Below are 22,760 nucleotides of genomic sequence, written 5' to 3'. Positions count from 1 at the left end.
GCGCAAGTGTTTGTTTGTAAAACAACCGATGATTAAAAGGCAAACTTTCTCCTTAAACACAAGTGGTTACAGATTTATCGAGTATTTTTATGAGATAATACGCATCTTAAGGCGCTCTTTAGGAAAAGGATTCTTGTGTCGAGACGGCTATCATTTCAATCAATACTATTTAAGTGCTTTACAGCGTTTTTGCTCTATCTCTTAAGCGCTACAACGCCTTTTAAAGAAGCCATTGCCTTAGCAGAAACGCTTGCTCTTTCAGGGACGGGGGCTGAAGCAACCCCTGAAGGGACGATGCCTGTTTACCAAGCGTATTTGCACTGGATGCTGTTTGTGACAGTCTTAATTGTCGTGGTTGTCTACTGGAACCATCGACTGTCATCGGAGATTAAGGCTCGTGAATCAACGCATTATCTCGCTCAATCTTACCTTAATATTATTAATCGCTACGTGATCACATCACGTACAGGTTTAGATGGTACGATTACGGATGTTAGCCAAGCTTTTTGCGATATATCCGGCTACAACTCATCGGAGCTAGTAGGCAACAGCCACTCTATTATTCGCCATCCTCATACCGAAGAAGGGACATACCGACAGCTTTGGGAAAAGCTCAACAAAAACCAGAGCTGGACAGGAGAGATGTGCAACCGTCGCAAGGATGGTACCGCCTACTGGGTACACGCCTCGATCACTCCTGATTACGATGAATCCGGTAAAAAAACCGGCTATATTGCGGTACACCAAGATATAACAGACCATCGAATTGTGCGTGAGTTATCCCTAAGAGACCCTCTAACCAGCCTGTATAATCGCCGATATTTTAATGAGATTTTTGACCAGCAACTCCAAGACAGCCAAAATCCAGATGTTAGCTTGATCATTCTGGATATCGACAATTTCAAGAAATACAACGATACCTACGGCCACCAAAAGGGCGATACAGCACTGAAGCAGATCGCCAATTGCTTAGAAGATGCATGCCATAACCTCAACGCTATACATGCTAGCAGTAGCTCTGAATCCAAAGCCTATGCCTTTCGTATTGGTGGAGAAGAATTCACAGTGATTACAAGACAGAATGAGCAGGAAGCCCTAACATTTGCCCAGCGGCTTTGTGATAGCATTTTAGAGCTACAGATTGAGCATGTGAACAATGACAACTACGGCGTAATGACCATATCGATTGGCTGCTACAGCTATCATGCCGATGGACTTATGCCGGCAGAAGCCGATGAAATTTTCAGAATTGCAGATCAAGCACTGTACCGTGCAAAAGAACTTGGCCGAAACCAAGTTCAATCAACTAATAGTCAAGAAACAGATATTGAGCTGTTCTAGTGAAGGATTTAGCGCTGTTTATTAAACAGCTGCTGCTTGGGAATCCGTCGCATCGACCGCCCGAGGCCAAGCATAAAGAATCGCCTTTAATAACGTCGCCAAAGGAATAGCAAAGAAGATCCCCCAGAACCCCCAAACCCCGCCAAAAGCGAGCACCGCAACAATAATCGCCACAGGGTGCAAGTTAACCGCTTCTGAAAAAAGCAAAGGCACCAAAACATTACCATCCAAAGCTTGAATAATGCCGTAGACCATCAGCATGTAAAAGAAGGTATCGTTAAGACCAAACTGGAACATACCGATCAATACGACAGGAACTGTCACAACAGCAGCACCGATATAAGGCACCAATACAGACAAGCCTACCAACAGACCTAACAGTGCAGAATATTCAACGTTAAAAGCGATCAACCCTAAATACGTGGCAACACCCACAATCACGATCTCAATAAATTTCCCGCGAATATAGTTGGCTAATTGTTGATCCATTTCTCGCCAGATACCGGTCATAAACACACGTTTTTCTGGTAAGTGGCTTACAAACCACTGAATTAACAAATCTCGATCTTTCAGTAGGAAAAATACCAAAATAGGCACTAATACCAAATAGATCATCAAAGCAAAAAGGTTTGGCACAGAAGCCAGTGACAGTGACACCAATTTTTGCCCAATCTGACCAATCTCTACCGCAGCAACACCAATTAATTCCTTCATCTGTTCAGGGCTTATCAAGCTTGGGTATTGCTCTGGCAGAAGCAGTAACAAGCGCTGCCCTGCGGACAACATGCCCGGCAGCTCATCCGTCAGCGCCATTAACTGTCGCCAAGCGATAGGAAAAACAACTAAGACTAATGCCGATAACAAACTGACAAACAGAAGAAAAACAATGACCACAGCGAGCTTAAAAGGGATATGTATCTCTTCTAACTTTCGCACAATACCGGCGAGTAAATACGCCAATACGACACTTGCCAGAAAAGGAGCCAACATCGCCCCCATAAAGATCACAATGCTAAAACCACCCACTAGCATCAGGAAAAAAATAACGGCTTCTTCATCCGAAAAATAACGCTGAGCCCAGTAACGGGCTACATCCTTCATCGCCATATGTACTACCTATTCCCCTTTTTGATGCAGTAAATAAATTCATCGTCTTGTTGCTTACGACTAAGCAGTTCGTGAGGACTTTGTCGAACAAAAGCCTCAAAGTCGTCCCAAGAACCCGCGTCCGTTGCAATAATACGCAGGCACTCCCCTGCTTGCATTGAATTTAAAGCCAGCTTCGCTTTGAGTAATGGCATAGGACAGTGTAAACCTCGGGTATCTAATTCTTGATCTATTGCGGTGGACATCTGATGCCTCGGATTAAGTGACTGTTTCTATTAATATCCATGGCGTGTTAAATCCATGATTTGCGAAATCAACAGCCGATTAAAGGGGAACTCCAGTTAAAGTGCAAGATAAACCCCAAAAGCCACAATCTCAAATCCCAGTGCAGCCCGTTGTTATAAATACTGTGTAACAGCTGTAATATAGAAGTGAGCGTTAAGCGCTGTTGAAATAGAAACTGATGCATTATCCTGTTGTCTGAAGTTACTGGATGACCTGAAATAAACGGATGACTGCTTACAAACTCTTATACTCATGATGCAAGGTGCTTCTTTTGATCAAGTTTTCTGTGATCGCCCTATGTTGCAAACTATTTCAACATCAAGCCAAACTATTTAAACACCAAGCGAAAGCCTTAGTCATAAGCCTTTCGCTAGCAGCATTTGCCAGTACTCCGGTAGCATTAGCGGACGCACCTGCCTTGCCGAATATCGGTAGTGATCGGCCTGATCGAGTCACAACCAATCAAGAATATCGCCTAGGTCGAACATGGCTGCGCCAATATCGTGCTAGCAGCCCTGTTATTTATGATCCTATTTTACAGAGCTACCTAGAGAACCTTGTCCATCAGTTAGCGGTTGAGGCCGATCTTTATGAAAGACGGCTCAGCCTTGTCGCTATTAACGCCAAAACCATTAATGCTTTTGCCGTACCAGGTGGAGTAATGGGGGTTCATAGCGCGCTGCTAGTGAAGTCATCGGATGAAGATATGGTCGCCTCAGTTCTCGCCCATGAGCTTGCCCACCTTAGCCAACGCCACTACGCTCGTCGTAAAGATAATGCAGAAAACCAAAGCCTTCCATTATTAGCAGCCATGCTCACAGGCTTTGTACTTAGTGCCAACGGCCAATCTCAAGCAGGTATTGCTGCGATTGCAAGTTCTCAAGCGGCGGCGATTCAGAGCCAGCTACAGTTTAGTCGATCCCATGAACAAGAAGCCGATGCCGTTGGCTTTAGTGTTCTAACCAGCGCAGGCTTCGACAGTAGCGGTATGGCTAGAATGTTTGAATTGTTGCAAAAAGAAGCACGAACGAATGGCGGTAATGCACCAGAATTCTTATTAACACACCCCCTTACCGAAAGCCGAATCGCTTTTGCCAAAGAGCGGGAGCGGAACACCGATGATCATAATTTCTATAGCAGCTTAGGATTTCAACTGATTCGCGTACGGGCAATGCTTTATCAAACAACAGAAAAAGAACGCCCAATTACACTACTCGCTCTAATCAATAGTGTGCCAGAGGGATTAAAAGAGCCGGTAAAACTGTATGCGGATATATTATCGGCCATTGATCTAGGCCAACCGGAAAAGGCTAAAGAGCTGGCGAAGCAGTTAGCACTTCAGCCAGATCATCTTTATTTTCGTTTACTAAATGCTAAGGTGATGGCCGCTAACGGACAGTTTGAGCAGGCTATAGCATTATTGAAAACACAATTAGCAGAATTGCCGGATAACATTGCGGTTAAGGCCTCTCTAGCCCAGACCCAGTTAGATGCGGAAAAGACCCCTCAGGCAATTGCAGCCTTTCAGGCTTTAAGCAAAGAGCGTCCCGAAGACCCTTGGGTTTGGCAGCAACTGGCTAAAGCAGCCAGCCAAGCTCAAGACCTGTTAATCGTTTACAAAGCCAATGCGGAATACCACCAGTTAACCGGTGATATTACGCACGGTGTAGCAGAACTAAAACTAGCCAGAGCCTATGCCGCCAATGATCCGGTTGAATTTGCTCGATTAGACCACCGAATCAATGAGCTACAAACACTCTTTAAACAGCTTGATTTTGGTCAATAACGGATAAATAAAAAAGACAAAAAATAGCACCTTATAATCCGCTATTTTTTCATCTGCTGACCAAACTCCAGCATACGAGTTAAAGGACGCATAGCCTGTTCACCCAGCGCCGCATCAACAAATACTTCTTGGTCTCCCGTTTCCAGAATATGAACAATAGACTCCAGTTCATTCATCGCCATCCAAGGACAATGGGCACAACTGCGGCAGCTTGCGCCATTACCTGCAGTGGGTGCTTCTAGAAAAGTTTTATTGGGACACAGCTGCTGCATTTTATAAAAGATGCCCCGATCCGTTGCGACAATAAACGTTTCGTTATCCATCTCTTTTGCAGCATTAATCAACTGAGACGTAGATCCGACTACATCAGCAAGGTCAACCACCGCCGCTGGAGATTCAGGGTGTACTAAAATAGCAGCATCGGGGTAAACCTTCTTCAGATCAAGAATACCCTTCGCCTTAAACTCTTCATGTACGATACACGCGCTATCCCAAAGGATCATATCCGCGCCAGTTTTCTGCTGAACATAACCCCCAAGGTGCTTATCTGGTGCCCAGATAATCTTCTTACCGCTATCTTTTAAATGCTCAACCACTTGAAGTGCGATACTAGAGGTTACAACCCAATCGGCCCGCGCCTTAACAGCCGCTGACGTGTTGGCATACACAACCACAGTACGGTCAGGGTGCTGATCACAAAACGCGCTGAACTCATCCACAGGGCAACCCAAGTCTAAAGAACAGGTCGCCTCTAGCGTTGGCATAAGCACACGTTTTTCTGGGCTAAGAATTTTTGAGGTTTCCCCCATAAATTTCACACCAGCGACGACCAGAGTCTTGGCATCATGGTTCGCACCAAAACGTGCCATTTCTAAAGAGTCAGCGACGCAACCACCTGTTTCTTCAGCCAAAGCCTGCACATCATGGCTGGTATAGTAATGGGCAACAAGTACCGCATTCTGCTCTTGAAGAAGTTGTTTGATACGAGCAGTAAGCTCTGCTTTCTTCTCAGTGTTTGGCTCTTCTGGTGTACCCAGAGTGGACAGATGTTCCCGAACCAGTGCCTGGTCTGCTTGCATTGTCATGGGCTGAATTCGACTCATTCATATTGGAGATGTTATTGATCTCTCTTTACAAAATGGCCTATCAAAATAATTACTACAGATCGCCACAGAAAGAGAGAACCAAAAAAGAAGGTTAAAGATTTTAGCATAAAATCCCGATAACGCGGATGAAGCTTTGCCCCTCAGTGTAAGCCTTTATTGCCAAGATCGGATGAGATCTTTAATTTGACTAAATTCAAGGCAAAAAAAAGCCCGCATATAAATGCGGGCTTTCTTTTCGAATTTGGTGGGTCGTATAGGATTCGAACCTATGACCAATTGGTTAAAAGCCAACTGCTCTACCAACTGAGCTAACGACCCTGAGCACTTAAAGTATTTTAACAGAAGCTTTAGAAAAATCAACCTTTAAAATCAATAAGTTACAAAGTTGAATTGGTGGGTCGTATAGGATTCGAACCTATGACCAATTGGTTAAAAGCCAACTGCTCTACCAACTGAGCTAACGACCCGTTCAACTTGGGAGCGAATTATACGCATATTTTCGTGACGCGCAACCCCCTTTTAAAACTTTTTTACCTTTTTCTTTAAAAAACTTATTTTGGACGCTGACTCTTGTTCACGCTACGAATCGCACGGGTCTTTTTGCGCTGGCGATCGATACGCTCACGGCTCTCAATACTGTCCCGAACACGGCGCTTTTCAAGGCCCGCCATCTCGGACAGCTGATCGATCTCTTGCTGTGTTAGCTCAATCCATTCACCGGCACGGGCGCGCTTGTCGAGAAAGATACTACCATAGCGCACACGCTTCAAACGGCTGACGGTTAGACCCTGGGATTCCCATAGTCGGCGAACCTCACGGTTACGGCCTTCCATAATCACCACATGGAACCAAGTATTAATGCCTTCGCCACCAAACTCCTGTACATCGGTAAAGCTTGCGGAGCCATCTTCCAGCATGACACCTTCAACCATCGCTTTAATATGATCAGGCTTCACATCACCCATGACACGTACTGCGTACTCCCGCTCAATCTGCTGGGACGGGTGCATCAAACGGTTCGCCAGTTCGCCATCAGTGGTAAACAACAGCAGTCCGCTGGTATTGATATCCAAACGACCGATAGAGATCCAGCGCTCACCTTTTAGCTTCGGTAAACGATCAAATACAGTACGGCGGCCTTGAGGGTCATGACGGGTACACAGCTCACCTTCTGGTTTGCTATACATGATCACACGGCGAGGTACTTCTTCTTCTGCAATCAGCTTCACAAGACGACCATGAACCGTAACGCGATCATGGATAGAAACACGATCACCCAGTTTTGCTTTTTGGCCATTAATGGCGATTTCACCGGTTTCGATCAAACGTTCCATTTCACGGCGAGAACCCATTCCTGTACGAGCCAGAACTTTTTGTAACTTTTCAGTTTTTACTTCGTTGATATCTTTCACAGAATTAACCTTTCATTCTCTTTCGGGTATCAGTACAGATCACTGTACCAATACGTATATGATCTATTTCAGTATGCCAATATTCGTTATTCGAACATTAGTCTCTGTCGTATTGCTTTTATTACTTGCAGCCTTGTTCACCGCTTTCTTCGATCTTTGTATTTTCTTCAATCTCTATGTCTTTTTCGATCTCTAGCCCATCGTCTTGTTCATTTCTTATTTCAGCTTCACGTCTTACTTCAGATTCATTTGTTTGATCATATTCACGTTCAGCACCATGCTCTGTCACGATCTGTTTCTTCGCCAAACGTTCATCAAGTCGCTGGGTCAAATCCGAGAAGCTAAGCACTTCGGGCAAAGAGCCTAGATCAAAGCCTTCATGGTGATCACCCTCACCTTCACCTTCATCACTTACACTTAACCCTGCCGCGATCATCTCTGCTTTTGCATCGTCCATCATCTGACGGCGCTTTTCTTCTTGGGCAGCCAGTAATCGAGCTTCGTCATCAGCAATAGCTTGCTGCTGCTCAGCCTGCATCTGATCACCAAGTTCTCTAAGCTCATTCAGCGTTGGTAATTCACTTAATGTTTTTAGATTAAAGTAATCCAAGAAATTCCGTGTCGTGGCATACATCGCCGGACGACCGGGTACATCCCGATACCCCACCACCCGCACCCACTCACGCTCAATCAGCGTTTTCATGATAGAACTGCTAACACCAACACCGCGAATCTCTTCGATATCACCTCGGGTAACAGGCTGTCGATAAGCGATCAACGCCAGTGTTTCTAACAAGGCTCGGGAATATTTTTGCGGACGCTCAACCCAAAGTCTGGCAATACGTTTTGCATGTTCTTTGCGAGCCTGTACGCGCCAGCCACTCGCTACTTCGACCAATTCAATACCACGATCCTTATAGTCTGCCATCAGCTGTTGCAGCGCGTCTCGCAACAAGGCTTTACTAGGTCGCTCATAATCATCAAATAACTCGCCAAGTTGATCAAGGTTCAAGGGTTGATCAGAAACCATCAACACAGCCTCAAGGACAGGTTTTAACTGCTCAAGTTTCATCTGTTTCTCCCTGTTCGCTTATAGCATCATGCTCACTCAAAATACATGAGCGCACATGAATCGGGCTAAAAGGTTCGTTCTGAACCAATTCTATAGAGCCTGCTTTTATCAGTTCCATCATCGCTAAGAATGTCACAACAATCCCCATCCGCCCTTCGTCAAAGGTGAATAAATGCTCGAAGGGGTAAAAGCGATCTTCAGTCAACGCCTCTAGAATTTGACTCATCCGTTCTCGGGTTGATAGCGGCTCTAATGCAATATGGTGATGGGTTTGCAGCTCTGCACGCTGCACAACTTTAGCCATCGCAATCAGAATCTCCTGTAGATCAACCTTCGGCGGTGCTCGATAAACCTCAAACTCAGGAGGCGTAAGCTGTATAGGCGTTACATCACGCTCAACCCGTGGCAAAGCATCCAGCTTTTCTGATGCATCTTTTAGCTGCTCATATTCCTGTAGCCGACGCAACAAAGTCGCCCGAGGGTCTTCTTCATCACCGTCAACATCCACAGGCTGACGCGGTAGCAAGCTGCGAGATTTAATCTCAGCTAACAGAGCCGCCATGACTAAATATTCACCGGCTAAGCTAATGTTTAGTTCACGCATTAGATCAACATATTCCATATATTGACGCGTAATTTCAGCCACATTTACACTAAGAATATCGAGGTTCTGGCGACGAATGAGATACAACAAAAGATCCAGCGGGCCTTCAAAGGCTTCCAGAAATACACGAAGAGCTTCAGGGGGAATATAAAGATCCTGCGGGAGTTCGGTAACGGTTTCACTACCGATACGCGCCCAAAAATCGAGCTGTTCCGATTCTAATACTGCCGACACGCAACCACCCCAGTATAATATTGAGACTGATATTGGAAAAGACGATGACCGCTTAAGCAAGCCTGCAGCACTGCCCCTATAAAGATAAAGAGGGCTGTAAAGACACCAGCAGCAGAGTACTTTAAATCAGTGTGCTTTAAATGAGTAAGACATTTTAAATCAGCAGGGTATTGCAAAAACCAGTCAACCATCACGGCCGTCTGTCTCCTCAAGGATGTGAAAAATAGGTGATCAGTGATAAAAAGAACACAAACAATAAATGACTAAAAATAAGCTTTCATTCTAACACACAAAAGGGCTTCGGCTAGCCAGCCAAAGCCCCCAATAGGATAAATAATGATGCGCTTACAGATCAGATGGCACGGGCACTTTACGGTAAAGCCTCAAGCTGTATCTAACTCATTAACAAGCTTATATTTTCAATCCTTTTGCTAATCAGGCGCTATTCAAAAACACGACTCAAAAGCATTATTCAAAAACAGTCACATCACCTTTACCCACACGGACGATTTCCGGCGGTAGTTCACGCACATCAATCACCGACGTTGCCTCCATCGAGCAAGCGCCGCCATCAATAATCAGATCAAGGGCATGTTCTAGCTGATCACGAATATCGATCGCGTCCGTTTGCGGATGCTCATCACCAGGTAAAATCAGCGTCGTACTCATAATCGGCTCGCCAAAACTTTCCAACAATGCCAACGTGATTGCATGCTCAGGAATACGAACCCCAATAGAGCGGCGCTTAGGGTGCAGCAGCAAACGCGGTACTTCCGTCGTAGCATTAAGAATAAAAGTATACGCTCCTGGCGTATGAGCTTTGAGCAAACGGTACACCGCATTATCAACTTTGGCGTAGGTGGATATATCCGATAGATCACCACACACCAAGGTAAAATTATGCTTCTGATCTAACTGGCGAATACGCTTAATACGCTCTACCGCTTTTTTGTCACCTAGATGGCAACCCAATGCATAACCGGAATCCGTAGGGTAGGCAATAACACCACCCTTGCGGAGAATATCAACGGCCTGTCGAATAAGCCGGTCTTGGGGGTTCTCTGGATGAATCTGAAAAAACTGACTCATAGCTACATCCTCGTAATAGATTCTTTTGTTTCTTTTTCTTTAGCAGCGTCGTTATCATCTTGCCAAAGCAGCCATACCGGCTGAACCGTTTCTGGCAGGTGATTCACTTTACCAGGCTTTTGCCACTGACTAGGAAAGTGAAAATCACTACCAGCACTGGCAGCTAAACCATACTCTTTAGCCAGCAGCGCCATATAATTAGTTTGATCTCGGGACTGCTGTGCGCCCGATACAACCTCCATCGCCTGCCCTCCAGCATCTTTAAAACTTTTAAGCAGCGCACGGCGTTTCATATTGGTCATTTTATAATGCAAAGGATGGGCCACAACGGCAATACCACCAGCAGCGTTAATCCAGTTAACCGCGGTTTCAATGGTGGGCCATAAACTTTTTACATCACCTTTTTTACCCGCACCTAAGTATTTCTTAAAGGCCTCTGGCATGGTTGCAACGACACCTTCATCCACCAAAACCTGAGCAAAGTGAGGTCGGCCTAATTCCGCACCATTAGCTTTGGCTTCTACTTTCGCCAAAAAGTCTTCCACCCCAAGATGGCTAAGCTTCTCTGCGATAATCTCTGCTCGTTGCCGTCTGGCCAATTGCTGCTCTTTAAGTCCTGCCATTAAAACCGGATGCTCAATATCCAGATTCAGCCCTACAATATGTACATTACAGCCACTCCAGGTGGTGGATATTTCAACACCGGCAATTAGGTCAATACCAGCCTCTTTGGCGGCTACCTGTGCTCTGGGGATTCCCTGTACCGTATCGTGATCGGTCAACGATAAGGTATGCACACCTTCACTAGCGGCCAACTGCACTAAAGCCTCTGGGGTTAAGCGCCCATCGGAGCATGTCGAGTGACTGTGTAGATCAAACCCAGACCAATATGCGTTCATGGAAAACCTTTTTCAGAAAAAACACTCAAACCTATTCCGGCCATCTTACCGTGAATAGCTTATCTCATAAAAATATTACCCACTCAGGACGGGGCAGTTATTTGGGGGCATCACTGTAAAATAACAGTCCAACGTGCGAAGATTGCCAAAACATCAACCCTTATTAACCGAGTATGAAAGACTAACGTCTATAACACCATGAAATTACTCTTAGATTTTTTCCCAATTGCGATCTTCTTCGGCGTATACCACTACACCAAGGATATGATCCTCGCCACGGCGGTGTTAATCCCCGCTACCATTATTCAAATAGCCATCGTTTGGTTCAAAACCCGCAAGATCGAAAAGATGCACATTGTCACACTCGTGCTGATTATCGTAATGGGTGGTGCCACGGTTATTTTACAGGATAAAACCTTTATCCAGTGGAAGCCGACGGTTGTGAACTGGCTTTTTGCTGCCGCCTTTTTAGGCAGCTATGTCATCGGCAACAAGCCTTTGATTCAGCGCATGATGGAAAGCCAGATAGACCTTCCTAGCCCTCAGTGGAAGGCACTAAACGCCTATTGGATTATCTTCTTTATTGCTATGGGCGGACTTAATATTGCTGTTTTCAGCTTTTATAGTGAAGAAGCATGGGTCAACTTTAAACTGTTCGGCATGCTAGGTTTAACCTTAGTCTTTATTGTCGCGCAAGGTATTTGGCTGGCCAAACATATTAAAACGGAGCCAGAGAGCGAAGTGGATAGCAAAACTGACAGCAAGGTCAATATTGATAAAGCTAACTAAAAACTAGAACACTGAACAAGAAAGCCTAACCAATATATTTTCCTAACCCATACATGAGAGGAATACATTATGCTTTATGCCTTTATTTGCCAAGATAAAGAAGGCACTCTGGCTCAACGGTTAGAAGTACGCTCAGAGCACCTTGCGCGCCTGCAGAAGCTTCAGGAAGAAGGTCGTCTTATTCTGGCAGGGCCCCATCCCGCCATCGACAGCAATGACCCCGGCGAAGCAGGCTTTACCGGCAGTCTTGTGGTGGCTGAATTTGATTCCTTAGAAGCCGCTCAAACCTGGGCGAATGCTGATCCTTATTTCGCCGCAGGTGTTTACGAAAAAGTGACCGTTAAGCCATTCCGTAAAGTGCTACCGTAACGCCTAACATAAAAATTGCACACCGGTCAGCTTTGCTTAAAAAACCAGAAAATTCAAAAACGGGTTTGCATTTTGCGCCCGTTTTTGCGCTCCTAGCCTTTGCTATAACCTTATGAATTTCTAACAATTTTTAACTTTCTAACAATTTCTGTGGATAACTTTGTGGATCTATACAGGACAAGCAGCGCAAAGGCGTATGCGGCATAGCAGAGTCTCAAATTGACTATTTTTTAATCAATCCCTTACGAAACCTAAGAATAAACACGCTTTAGCCATGCATTAGAATCACAGCACAGAATTAAAAATACGCCCTCGAACTTTCTTGGAAAACAGAATGGACAACAACCGCTACCAAACTTTGAATCAAGCTGAACTGAACTGGGATGAAGAGCAGCGCCCCATCTCGCAAGCCTTTGATGATGTTTACTTTTCCAAGGCCAGCGGCTTGGATGAAACTCGCTATGTTTTCCTACAGCACAATCGCCTGCCGCAGCGCTGGCAAGAGCTCGGTGCCAACCAACGCCCCTTTGTTATTGCAGAAACAGGCTTTGGCACCGGCCTTAACTTTCTCTGTGTCTGGCAGGCTTTTTTACAGAACGCCCCTGCTGATGCCCGCCTCCATTTTGTTTCTGTGGAGAAGTTTCCCCTAAATATTGCTGACCTTGAGCAGTCACTTGCCCTCTGGCCAGAGCTAAAGCCTTTAGCGGACCAACTGATTGCCGCTTATCCACTGCCAATCCCAGGGTTTCACCGTCGTCATTTTAATCAAGGGCGCGTACAGCTAACCCTGCTGCAGGGTGATGCCGGTGACTGTTTTACCAATCTTGAAGCAAAGGTTGATGCTTGGTTCTTGGATGGCTTTGCACCGGCCAAAAACCCTGAGATGTGGACACCAACACTGTTTCAGGCTATTCGCCGCCTAAGTGGTCACGGTACGACTATCGCGACCTTTACTGCGGCTGGAATTGTGCGCAATGGTCTGAAAGCCGCAGGCTTTGATGTCAAAAAGGTAAAAGGCTTTGGCCGCAAGCGCCATATGGTCTGTGGTGAACTGGTTCTTGATGCAAAAGGCCAAGCGGTACAAACGATCAACCCTGCGCCGGATGTTGTTCCTGTGGAAGCTCTGCCACTGGCACAGCCTTGGCAGAAAACTCCGTGGTTTAAACCCCAAGAACTCTGTCACGACTCACCTCCGATGGCATCAACCAGCAACCAACAACATATTGCTGTTATTGGTGCCGGTATTGCAGGCACGACCACCGCTCAAGCGTTAGCGAAACAGGGCTTTAACGTCACACTGATTGACCAACATGATCAGGTTGGTCAGGAAGGCTCCGGGAATCGTCAAGGCGTGCTTTATATCAAACTCGGCACAGAACCTTCGGCACACAGTCGCTTTTATCTCAGCGGGTTTGAGTTCTCTCGCCATTATTTTATGAGTCTTCAAAACCAGATAACAGAGTTTCAAAACCAGCTTAGCAACACCCATTTTAAAGAGCTGATCTGGCAGGCCTGCGGTGTTCTGCAACTGGCTCATACGGAAAAAGAGGTGAAGCGCCAAAAGAGCTTTATCGAGCGTAACGATTTCCCTGAAACACTGCTAAAGGCGGTTACAGCAGAGCAGGCATCTAAGCTAAGCGGCACAACCTTGCACCAAAGCGGTCTTTGGTTTCCTCAGGCCGGTTGGGCGCGCCCAAACCAACTGTGCCAACAACTAAGCCAACACGACAATATCAAACAGGTAACAGGCCAGTTTGTGGATAAACTGCAGCCCACCGATAACGGGTGGTCACTACAGGATAAAAACGGTGCAGTACTCCTCGATGCGGATCAGGTGGTAATCGCCTGTGCCGCTAGCGCAAAGCACTTTGAACAAACCCACTGGCTACCCACCAAAGCCATTCGCGGACAGACCACCTATCTGCAAACAAAAGCACAGACACCGGCGCTAAAAGCCGTAGTCTGTCACGAGGGTTATATTGCGCCATCCTTTGATAACACGCTCTGCTTAGGTGCTAGCTTTAACCTGAGAGATGAGGAGACCGAATTAAGACGCAGCGATCAACAACACAATCTGGAGCTAATGGCAGAGGCCATGCCAGAGTTTGCTGAACAGTTGAACCGTAGCGGTGTGGATAGCGAAACACTATCAGGTAAAGTAGGCTTTCGTTGCGCCAGCCCAGATTATGTTCCCTTGGCAGGCCCCGCCCCTGTTTACGATAAGATGCTAGAACGCTTTGATCGATTACGTCACGATGCCACTAAAATCCCCGACGCAGAACCGACTTATCATTCAGGCTTATACCTGAATACCGGACACGGCTCCCGAGGCTTAGCCAGCGCGCCTATTTGTGCGGAAGTGATCACCGGATATATCGCCGGTCAACCGATGCCATTAGAACGAGATCTGATTAACGCCTTACAACCCAGTCGTTTTATTATTCGCGGCCTGATTAAAAGCAGGCTATGAATGGATCAATTATTCGTGGAGTTGAGTGGGCAATACCTGTCGATAATCCCCGTGTTACTGGTCATAATCGCGTTAATGAGCATTTTAATAGGCACGTTGCGCACCGGTATATCACCAATGCCCAGCTCCCGTAAGGCGCATCGTCAGGTGGTGCGTCTTCTACGCCAAAGTAATGCTTTAACATCATCAAAACGGCAGCTAATCGACTGCGGTTCCGGCTGGGGCAATCTAGCCTTTAAACTAGCGCGCCATTTTCCAGAGGATAAGATCGTAGGCTTCGAACTATCGCGACTACCCTGGCTGTTCAGCACCCTAGCGGCACGGGTAATGGGGCTAAAAAATCTGTATTTTATCCGAGCTGATTTTTTAAAACAGGATCTCTCAACAGCAGATGTACTCGTCTGCTACCTACACCCCGAGGGAATGCAAAAACTCAATCATAAACTGACCAGCGTTCCATCAGAGTATCAACAACAATTAATTAGCATCTACTTTGCACTGCCTGGCCGCCAACCCCAGTCTCAGGAACAGTTAACAGACTTGTACCGAACAAAGGTTTACCAATATCAACTGGGGCGACCAGTCACATCAAGCAACGGAGACTGAGGCCACGGCATCATGGGAATGCAAGCTTTCCAAATGTCTAATCTTTACATCAAACCCTCTATAACCGTCAGCAAGTGCTTTTTGTACACGACGGGCAGCATCTTCCACATACATCAAGTTCTGCCCGTTTAGAAGAGCAAAGGCCTGTTCATCCGCGCGTTTCACTGCGGTTTGTACCGGCGTTGTTAGCGCCTGTTCAACACAGTCAATTAAGGGCATCAGGCCAAAATCACTAGCGGCATGATCTAAAGCCACCTGTACGGAGGCAATACTGCGCTGACTATGGGGTGTCGCATAGGTAGCATGCTGTTCTAGCCAATCTGATACCCCGTCAACCGTTGGATTAACCTCTGTAAAATGTTCCCTAAAGTTTCTAGCAATTAATTGACGCGCCAAAGCTGCAGAGCAGGGACAAGTGGAGGAGTATTCAACTTGAACAGATGTATTAAGCCGTAAATTCCCCTGTTGCAAAAGAGCTTCCACCTTGACGGGATAGGCTTTCCAGCCTGCCAATCTAGGAGAGCTTAGTGCTGGTCGCCGAGCTAGTATTTTGAACTCAAGAACCATTCGGGCACTGTCAGTGCCACAGTCATGATGACTATCAACCATCTGTCCTAGCAATACTCCCAAGTCTTCCGGCGTTACGCTATGCCGTTGTGACAAAGTATCTAGCATCCGGTAAATACGTGACATATGAATCCCCTTCACGGTTACATCAGGGAGATTAACCTGAGCATCAACGGAAGCATGGATCGGTGCCAAAGGCACCGGCTCAGAAAGGTTCAATAGGATATCAATACCACTCATACCAACCCATTCCAGTGGCGTGTGTATATTTGAAACCTGGTAACGGGCCACATCGGGCAGTTGTTGATTCATGTTATGCCTTGTGTATTAAAAGAAGTTATTGAGATTGGCACTGTTCAAGCGAGGCCATTAGCCGTGTTAATAGCTTAATGTAATGCTCTGCAGGATCATTAATATCAACACCAAGTGGGTCCATCACGCCGGTTGTTTTTACAACAGAGCCTTCAAAAACAGTATTTAGCATCCGAGGGTTATATTGAGGTTCCGTAAAAGCGCACTGTACCTGCCAATCCGCAACTCTCTTCTGAATTTCACGAATCCGAGCCGGGCTAGGATCTGAGGCATCAGACAGGGAGATCGCTCCTGCAGCCATTAGTCCAAAGCGGCGCTCAAAGTACTGATACGCATCATGAAAAACAATAAAGTGAATACCCTCTAGCTTTTCAGCACGAGCATTAAGCTCATCCATCAACTGATCCAGTGAACTATTCAGTTTTCTGGCATTAGCTTGATAAATACCTGCATGTTCAGGGTCTGTCTTAGCCAGTTCACCGGCGATAATATTTGCCCAAGCTTTAGCATTAAGAGGATCGAGCCAGGCATGGGGATCGTACTGACCGTGGTGATGCTCATCATGATGGGCCTCATCTCTTTCCTCATGATCATCATGATGGGCACTGGCTTCATGATGGTCATCATTATGTTCACCGTGATGCTTACTCTCATCATCATGATCATCTTCTCCGTGATGTTCATTCTCGTCATGGTGATCATGGGCTTCGAAGGTCGCGCCTTTTCTGAATTCATGACGGATGGTTTCAGAACGCTCCAGCAGCTCTACCTTATGCGCTGAAGGCGCTAAATTATCTAGCGAATGCTCTAACCAAGGAGTCAGATCCTCGCTGATCCAAAATACAGTATCGGCCTCTGATAACGCACCAGCCTGCGAAGGCTTGAGCGCGTAACGGTGCGGGGAAGCTTCCGACGGTACTAGCAGCGTTGGCTGACCGACACCGGCCATCACCTGGGTCACAAGGGAATGCAGAGGGGCAATATCAACAACAACTTTCGGGGCTGAAGCCCAACTGCTATTAAATGGTATAAGCGGTAAAAGCCCCATAAAAAGGCCAGCGATAAAAGATGAGCGGCGCATCGGTAAAATATCTCCGGTGAAGTGTGTTGGGAGTTAAAACGTGAAATTCTACATGTTATGTTATAACATAACTTTAAAATTAAAAACCAAATGGTGATAATTCATTGATTAAGAGCGCACCTAACCAGGCCGTTAGGCATATATCCAAAAGGATTTCTAAATGCTAATCGAAGCTCGTGATCTTGACGTTCGGATTGGCAAAAAAACAATCCTGAAGGGGATTAATCTGCAGGTTGAAAAAGGTCAGATCCTCACCGTTATCGGCCCAAATGGCTCTGGAAAATCAACGCTGCTGAAAACCCTGATCGGCTCACTACCGCCAGCTAAAGGCCTGATTATCAGAGCGCCTGAGCTTTCTATCGGCTATGTCCCTCAGCGCCTGCATATCGACGTAACCCTGCCCATCACGGTGAAACGCTTTCTACAATTACCACATAAAATATCCGCAAAACGGATGCAGAGTGCGATGGCCGATGCTGGCGTGCCGGAGCTTATGCCGCAGCAACTGAACAGCCTTTCTGGTGGACAATTACAACGGGTGCTGCTGGCCCGAGCACTGTTAACGAACCCGAATCTGTTACTGCTCGATGAGCCCACTCAGGGGCTAGACCGCAAAGGTACAGCAGATTTTTACCGACAACTTGACCATCTGCGTCAGACACTAAACTGCGCTATTGTACTGGTCAGCCATGACCTTCAGGTCGTGATGCGTCAGTCAGAACAAGTCATCTGTCTTAATGGCTGTATTTGCTGCCAGGGCAAACCAGAGGAAGTGGGTAACTCCGATATCTTTAGGGCGTTATTTGGTTTGGAGGATGACGCCGATACGCTAGCACTTTACCGGCATCATCATCATTCCCAAAACTCTCAGGGGTCTTCTCAAAACTCTCAGGAGGTCACACGTGCTAGATGACTTTATGGTTCGAGCAGCGCTGGCAGGTATCGGAGTTTCTCTAGCGGCAGCCCCCCTTGGTTGCTTTGTCGTATGGCGGCGTATGGCTTACTTTGGCGATGCCACAGCCCACGCAGCGATGCTGGGAGTTGCCCTTTCGTTAACGCTGTCAACGCCTATTTTTGCTGGGGTATTACTGATTTCGCTATTAATGGCTGTTACCGTCTCCATGCTTAGTGGCCGCAATTATGCCATGGATACTCTGCTGGGGGTGATGGCGCACTCGGCTCTGGCGGTTGGCTTGGTGGCCGTTTCTTTCCTCGACGGGATACGAATCGACCTAATGGCGTATCTATTCGGCGATATTCTGGCCGTAGGTAGAAATGATCTGGCGGTTATCTGGGGCGGTACTCTATTAGTCCTCATCATGGTGGGCTACCGTTGGTCTTCAATCCTACTAGCAACCCTAAGCCCTGACCTAGCACTAGCCAGTGGTATTTCTCCCCGCCGAGAGCAACTCATACTGACAGTAGCGCTGGCGATTGTCGTGGCGGTTGCCATTAAAGTGGTCGGCGTACTTCTGATTGCAGCACTGCTGATTATTCCAGCGGCCACAGCACGTCCTTTCAGCCGGACACCGGAAGTGATGGCTGGAATCGCGGCTCTAATCGGTATTCTGGCCAATACTGGCGGCCTATTCGCCTCTTACCAGCTGGACTCCCCGACTGGCCCGACCATTGTCTGTGTGCTCGCAGGACTTTTTCTGCTACTCAACACACTCAAACCTCTGTGGCAAAAAACAGAGGCGCTTTTTGTTCGTATCATTCCCAGCCGTACTCCAGAACCCCCAAGCCTCAAAGAAGCAAGTAAGGACTAATACCGGTTATGACCTTCAACAGAGTTCAGTTTTTTACGCCACTGCATAAAATCCTATTAGTAATGGCCTCTCTTATACTCGCTATAGCGGTTATGATGCCCTCTAATCAGGCCTCCGCCCTGTTGTTACCTAGTCTGTCCATAAACCCTGAAACATCTGTCAATACGAGGCAACCGCTAGCAAAAAAAGAGCCTCTACCTCAGAGTGATAACAAGAAACAGATACAGTGGCAGGTCAAACTTGGAGATAACCTCAGCTATATTTTTCAAGAGAATGGCATACCAGCGGCAGAATTACAGGAGATCATGCAAGCGGATACCCAGCATCTGGATCTAGAAGCTCTGCAACCTGGTGGCCGTCTCGGTCTAGATTTCACCGATAACAACACACTATCCCAACTGACCCTCTATCGAGATCCTGCGCGGAAGATCATATACACTCGACAGTCCGACGGCTCTTACCAGCATCAAAAAAAGCAAGCAAAAACCCATTGGGTTTCTGAAGTGTATCGAGGCCGTATTGAAGGTAGCTTTTATCTGTCTGCACGGCATGTGGGGCTGGATCAATCTCAGATAGCGCTAATCAGTCAGCTATTGGGTTATCAGTTAGACTTCAGACGTGATTTAAGAGCCGGAGACCGTTTTACCGTTGTTATAGGCCGGGAAATGACAGACAAGATTGCCACAGGTCAGACCCAGGTCGAATCCGTATCCCTAGAGCGCCGTCAGCGCACTCATTATGCATTTCGGTTTAAAGGGCATTACTACGACGATAAGGGTATCAGCGTTACACCAGCATTTCTGCGCTGGCCCACTCACAAGCGGTTTCGGATCAGCTCCGCTTTTAATAAGAACCGCCTGCACCCTATTACTAAACGCCGCGCACCACACCATGGTGTCGATCTAGCAACACCGGTCGGAACACCAATCCTCAGTACCGGTGATGGTGTCGTGACGCGTATCGGCAATCACCCTTTTGCAGGTAAATATATTGATATCAACCATGGTGGCAGCTACACCACTCGCTATCTGCACCTCCATCGCATACAGGTAAAGCGTGGTTCACAGGTAAAAAGAGGTCAGAGAATTGCATTATCGGGTAATACAGGTCGTAGTACAGGCCCTCACCTACACTTCGAACTGCATATTGATGGTCAACCCGTTGATCCGATGACCGCAAAGATTCCAACAGCCGCTGCCATCAAACCGCAGAATGCGTCGAAATTTGCGGATCTACGCCAGCAACAGCTAGCGGTGATGCAGCATGCCACGAGTAATTCAGGCCTGCAAACGGCGCAAAAAAGCCGGGATTTTTGATCCCGGCCAGCGGGCAAAGATCATCACATTGCCCAACACCACCAGCAAAAAGCCGATAATAGAGAGTAGTGTCCACTGGTAACCTTCATAGAAGGTAGAAACCGTTAGTGCTACCGCCGGAAACATTACCGTACTGTAGGCCGCTTTATCAGCACCAATACGACCTACAAGCATTAAATACGCCGTAAAACCAATCACCGTACCCGGAATCGCCAGATAAACCAAAGAACCGATATAACCCTCCTCCAGACTAAACGTCAGCGGCACACCTTGTATCATCACGATAATACTCATCATCAGCACACCGTATAACATGCCCCACGCGTTAGTAGTGGGTGTTTTAAGACCTTTTTTCTGATGCCGTACTGAGACCATATTTCCGCTGGAAAAAAACCAAGTACCCAGAGCAGCAAAACCCATACCGAGTAATACATCTGAATTTATATCACCCGTGCTAAAGCCATCGGTCATAATCTCAGGCCAAAATAAGCACCCCACGCCAGACAAACCTAAAGTAGAACCAAGCAAAGTACGTAACGCGGGTGTTTGACCAAACCAAATACGGTTATTGATCACATTCATCACCGTTGCCATTGAGAAAATCACCGACATTAGGCCGCTACTGATATACCCCGTCGCACTATAGATACAAAGAAAATTAAAGCAGAAAAGGCAACAACCCTGTAAAAAACAGAAAAGGTGATCGCTCATTTTCAGCTTTTGCAACCGACGAGCCAGTAACAAAATGACAAATAGCACGACAGCTGCCAAGGTAAAACGGTAAAGAATCGACGCCTGCACAGCCACCTCACCCAACTGTAGCTTAATCGCAATCCAGGTCGTTCCCCAGATCAAAACCGTGGTGAGGTATAAACCGATATTTAGCATAGGGGAAGCTCCGTCAATTAAAGAGCGATTATCGCTCAAAACACCGTTCAGGCATTTCATATTCCTGCGCTTTTATCAGATTATTGCGTTTTTATTGCCTTAAATTCCCTTAAATACGACCAATTTGTTGCCTGTCTGGAACGCCACGAGCAGCATGTCCGGCCAGCAATCAGTGTTATAAAAGGCTTTTTGTGTCTAATAACCGCCCCTCTAAACATCAATCGCCCACCTTTCGGCCTGTTTTTCAGTGCCTGTCCAGCACTCAGGCGCAACTAGAAAACCATACCGAGCTATGTAACGGTTCCAGCGCCGCCATCTGGCGCAGAGAAGAAACGGATCTTACTCGCTATAAACACCCCGGCCACCATACCCTAAGCTGCTACTTGGGTGGCGGTCAGTCGATCCGGCGCTTATTTGCCAACCGCACACAGGGCGGTGGCGGCCCAGGCCGTATCTGCCTGATGCCGGGGGATGGTGATTCCCACTGGGATGTAAACGGCTCGATCCACTTTATGCATCTCTATTTCTCTGAGCAGCACCTAAAGGATCTAGCAGGCAGAATTCAAGATAAAAGCAGTGATCATCTGCAACTGCAGGATATGACGTTTATGGAGGATAGCTGGATCAGCAACCTATGCCAGCAGGTGATACGTCCGCTGAACTGGCAGGACAACGCGGATCGCATCGCCCTAAGTAGCGCCAGCGATATGTTGATGGTTCACCTATTGAAGAATTATTGCGGGAATTACACCCGTCTGCCGGAGAGCAAAGGCGGCCTGTCACCGTATCTGCAGCGACAACTTTTGGACTATATCGAACAGCACCTCGATCACCCGTTAACACTGCAGGAGTTAGCAGCTTTTGCCCAGTTGAGCGAGTATCACTTTGCCCGTATGTTTAAAGTCAGCTTCGGGCAGGCTCCCCATCAGTACGTCACCGAGCGGCGGTTAAACCGTGCTGCAGATCTGATACGGGATAAAGGTTTATCTTTGGCGGAGATCGCCTTGCGCTGTGGGTTTTCCAGCCAAAGCCATTTTAGCCAACGGTTTAAACAGTTTTATCATGTCACCCCAGCTCAGTATCGGAAGGGGCATTGAGGGTAGTTCATTTTTAGAGGCGTCGAAGAGTTAACAGGGCTCATCAGTTCAGTAATGATACCTAAGCTGTGCAATCATCAGCGCATCATCGGTAACTTTATAGATCATCCGGTGCTCATCTGTAAGGCGGCGTGACCAGTAGCCACCAAGGGCATGTTTTAGAGGTTCTGGTTTGCCTACACCGGCAAAAGGCTCGCGCTGAGTTTCTTTAATCAGCTTGTTGATACGCGCCAGCAGTTTTTTATCGGTTTTCTGCCAGTAGAGATAATCTTCCCAGCCTCGTTCTGAGAATAAGAGCTTCATTCCAGAAGCTCCCTTTCCTGACCTCCACCCTGCTCCAGCTCTGCAATAGATTCAAGCAGACGGCGGGCATTATTAGGTGAGCGCAGCAGATAAGCCGTTTCCTGCAGCGATTCGTAATCTTCCAGTGACAGCATCACTACAGACTGAGCTTTGCTCCGGGTAATGATAACCGGTGAGTGGTCTTCACAGACCGCATCCATTGTTTTTGCCAGATTAGATCGAGCAGAAGTGTAACTGATAGCATCCATAACGATACTC

23 protein-coding genes and 2 tRNA genes are annotated in these 22,760 nt (G+C 46.9%); 10 read left to right on the top strand and 15 right to left on the bottom strand.

Annotation, left to right across the window (positions count from 1 at the left end; all coding sequences use genetic code 11):
- The first annotated feature begins 135 nt into the window (after positions 1–135).
- Positions 136–1,341 carry a GGDEF domain-containing protein gene (locus G517_RS19240; protein ID WP_028304824.1) on the top strand — a complete coding sequence of 402 codons (1,206 nt, stop codon included), beginning with the start codon at positions 136–138 and terminating at the stop codon, positions 1,339–1,341.
- A 21-nt stretch (positions 1,342–1,362) separates the two neighbouring features.
- On the opposite strand, the gene G517_RS0113375 is transcribed toward G517_RS19240, so the two are convergent.
- Both G517_RS0113375 and G517_RS0113370 read right to left on the bottom strand, forming a co-directional pair.
- The gene (locus G517_RS0113375) at positions 1,363–2,448 is read right to left on the bottom strand and encodes an AI-2E family transporter (RefSeq protein ID WP_028304823.1); all 1,086 of its coding nucleotides are present in this window, start codon (positions 2,446–2,448) and stop codon (positions 1,363–1,365) included.
- 5 nt (positions 2,449–2,453) lie between these two features.
- Positions 2,454–2,693, bottom strand: coding sequence for a sulfurtransferase TusA family protein (locus G517_RS0113370; RefSeq protein WP_028304822.1), 240 nt, complete (start codon positions 2,691–2,693; stop codon positions 2,454–2,456).
- Positions 2,694–3,004: 311 nt separating this feature from the next.
- Between G517_RS0113370 and G517_RS19235 the strand changes: the two genes are divergently transcribed.
- Complete coding sequence (locus tag G517_RS19235; protein WP_051206399.1) at positions 3,005–4,519, top strand: M48 family metalloprotease; 1,515 nt, start codon at positions 3,005–3,007, stop codon at positions 4,517–4,519.
- A 41-nt stretch (positions 4,520–4,560) separates the two neighbouring features.
- Here G517_RS19235 and nadA read toward each other — a convergent pair whose 3' ends face one another.
- The 8 genes from nadA to G517_RS19220 form a co-directional block, all read right to left on the bottom strand.
- Positions 4,561–5,604, bottom strand: coding sequence for a quinolinate synthase NadA (gene nadA / locus G517_RS0113360; protein WP_028304821.1), 1,044 nt, complete (start codon positions 5,602–5,604; stop codon positions 4,561–4,563).
- Positions 5,605–5,867: 263 nt separating this feature from the next.
- Positions 5,868–5,943, bottom strand: a tRNA-Lys gene (locus G517_RS0113355).
- Positions 5,944–6,016: 73 nt separating this feature from the next.
- Positions 6,017–6,092 (bottom strand) — tRNA-Lys (locus tag G517_RS0113350).
- A gap of 84 nt (positions 6,093–6,176) precedes the next feature.
- Complete coding sequence (rluB, locus tag G517_RS0113345; protein ID WP_084632284.1) at positions 6,177–6,977, bottom strand: 23S rRNA pseudouridine(2605) synthase RluB; 801 nt, start codon at positions 6,975–6,977, stop codon at positions 6,177–6,179.
- A gap of 181 nt (positions 6,978–7,158) precedes the next feature.
- Entirely contained in the window at positions 7,159–8,109 is a 951-nt protein-coding gene (gene scpB, locus G517_RS20260; protein ID WP_051206398.1) for an SMC-Scp complex subunit ScpB, read from the bottom strand.
- Positions 8,099–8,947, bottom strand: a complete 849-nt coding sequence (locus G517_RS19225; protein WP_051206397.1) for a segregation and condensation protein A — start codon at positions 8,945–8,947, stop codon at positions 8,099–8,101. Before G517_RS19225 ends, scpB begins: the two co-directional genes overlap by 11 nt.
- A 468-nt stretch (positions 8,948–9,415) precedes the next feature.
- Positions 9,416–10,036, bottom strand: a complete 621-nt coding sequence (locus tag G517_RS0113330; RefSeq protein ID WP_028304819.1) for an L-threonylcarbamoyladenylate synthase — start codon at positions 10,034–10,036, stop codon at positions 9,416–9,418.
- Positions 10,037–10,038: 2 nt separating this feature from the next.
- The gene (locus G517_RS19220) at positions 10,039–10,935 is read right to left on the bottom strand and encodes a PHP domain-containing protein (RefSeq protein WP_036591510.1); all 897 of its coding nucleotides are present in this window, start codon (positions 10,933–10,935) and stop codon (positions 10,039–10,041) included.
- Positions 10,936–11,133: 198 nt separating this feature from the next.
- On the opposite strand from G517_RS19220, the gene G517_RS0113320 reads away from it, so the two are divergent.
- The 4 genes from G517_RS0113320 (at position 11,134) to G517_RS0113305 (ending at position 15,169) form a co-directional block, all read left to right on the top strand.
- Complete coding sequence (locus G517_RS0113320; protein ID WP_028304818.1) at positions 11,134–11,724, top strand: septation protein A; 591 nt, start codon at positions 11,134–11,136, stop codon at positions 11,722–11,724.
- Positions 11,725–11,793: 69 nt separating this feature from the next.
- Positions 11,794–12,093, top strand: coding sequence for a YciI family protein (locus G517_RS0113315; RefSeq protein WP_028304817.1), 300 nt, complete (start codon positions 11,794–11,796; stop codon positions 12,091–12,093).
- A 334-nt stretch (positions 12,094–12,427) separates the two neighbouring features.
- On the top strand, positions 12,428–14,563 hold the full coding sequence (gene mnmC1, locus G517_RS0113310; RefSeq protein ID WP_028304816.1) for an FAD-dependent 5-carboxymethylaminomethyl-2-thiouridine(34) oxidoreductase MnmC1: 2,136 nt from the start codon (positions 12,428–12,430) through the stop codon (positions 14,561–14,563).
- Positions 14,564–15,169, top strand: a complete 606-nt coding sequence (locus G517_RS0113305) for a class I SAM-dependent methyltransferase (protein WP_051206396.1) — start codon at positions 14,564–14,566, stop codon at positions 15,167–15,169.
- Here G517_RS0113305 and folE2 read toward each other — a convergent pair.
- Both folE2 and G517_RS0113295 read right to left on the bottom strand, forming a co-directional pair.
- On the bottom strand, positions 15,152–16,048 hold the full coding sequence (gene folE2, locus G517_RS0113300) for a GTP cyclohydrolase FolE2 (RefSeq protein ID WP_028304814.1): 897 nt from the start codon (positions 16,046–16,048) through the stop codon (positions 15,152–15,154). The genes G517_RS0113305 and folE2 overlap by 18 nt on opposite strands.
- Before the next feature lie 25 nt (positions 16,049–16,073).
- The gene (locus tag G517_RS0113295; protein WP_028304813.1) at positions 16,074–17,129 is read right to left on the bottom strand and encodes a zinc ABC transporter substrate-binding protein; all 1,056 of its coding nucleotides are present in this window, start codon (positions 17,127–17,129) and stop codon (positions 16,074–16,076) included.
- Between the two features lie 160 nt (positions 17,130–17,289).
- Between G517_RS0113295 and G517_RS19215 the strand changes: the two genes are divergently transcribed.
- From G517_RS19215 to G517_RS0113280, 3 genes are read left to right on the top strand one after another with little or no spacing between them, the layout of a single operon-like run.
- On the top strand, positions 17,290–18,042 hold the full coding sequence (locus G517_RS19215) for a metal ABC transporter ATP-binding protein (RefSeq protein ID WP_051206395.1): 753 nt from the start codon (positions 17,290–17,292) through the stop codon (positions 18,040–18,042).
- Entirely contained in the window at positions 18,032–18,898 is an 867-nt protein-coding gene (locus tag G517_RS19210) for a metal ABC transporter permease (protein WP_084632235.1), read from the top strand. Before G517_RS19215 ends, G517_RS19210 begins: the two co-directional genes overlap by 11 nt.
- Positions 18,899–18,906: 8 nt before the next feature.
- Complete coding sequence (locus tag G517_RS0113280) at positions 18,907–20,214, top strand: peptidoglycan DD-metalloendopeptidase family protein (protein WP_028304812.1); 1,308 nt, start codon at positions 18,907–18,909, stop codon at positions 20,212–20,214.
- On the opposite strand, the gene G517_RS0113275 is transcribed toward G517_RS0113280, so the two are convergent.
- Complete coding sequence (locus G517_RS0113275) at positions 20,176–21,162, bottom strand: DMT family transporter (RefSeq protein WP_245543253.1); 987 nt, start codon at positions 21,160–21,162, stop codon at positions 20,176–20,178. The genes G517_RS0113280 and G517_RS0113275 overlap by 39 nt on opposite strands.
- A 131-nt stretch (positions 21,163–21,293) precedes the next feature.
- Here G517_RS0113275 and G517_RS0113270 point away from each other — a divergent pair, with 131 nt between their 5' ends.
- A complete protein-coding gene (locus tag G517_RS0113270; protein WP_051206394.1) occupies positions 21,294–22,199 on the top strand; it encodes a helix-turn-helix domain-containing protein in 906 nt (301 codons plus the stop codon).
- 48 nt (positions 22,200–22,247) lie between these two features.
- Here G517_RS0113270 and G517_RS0113265 read toward each other — a convergent pair whose 3' ends face one another.
- A complete protein-coding gene (locus G517_RS0113265) occupies positions 22,248–22,502 on the bottom strand; it encodes a Txe/YoeB family addiction module toxin (protein ID WP_028304809.1) in 255 nt (84 codons plus the stop codon).
- On the bottom strand, positions 22,499–22,750 hold the full coding sequence (locus G517_RS0113260) for a type II toxin-antitoxin system Phd/YefM family antitoxin (RefSeq protein WP_028304808.1): 252 nt from the start codon (positions 22,748–22,750) through the stop codon (positions 22,499–22,501). Before G517_RS0113260 ends, G517_RS0113265 begins: the two co-directional genes overlap by 4 nt.
- Positions 22,751–22,760: the final 10 nt, after the last annotated feature.

The organism is Oceanospirillum maris DSM 6286 (assembly GCF_000422865.1).
Classification (GTDB): domain Bacteria; phylum Pseudomonadota; class Gammaproteobacteria; order Pseudomonadales; family Halomonadaceae; genus Oceanospirillum; species Oceanospirillum maris.
Note: the sequence above shows the minus strand (reverse complement) of the source record. Positions and strands in the feature narration are given on the sequence as shown.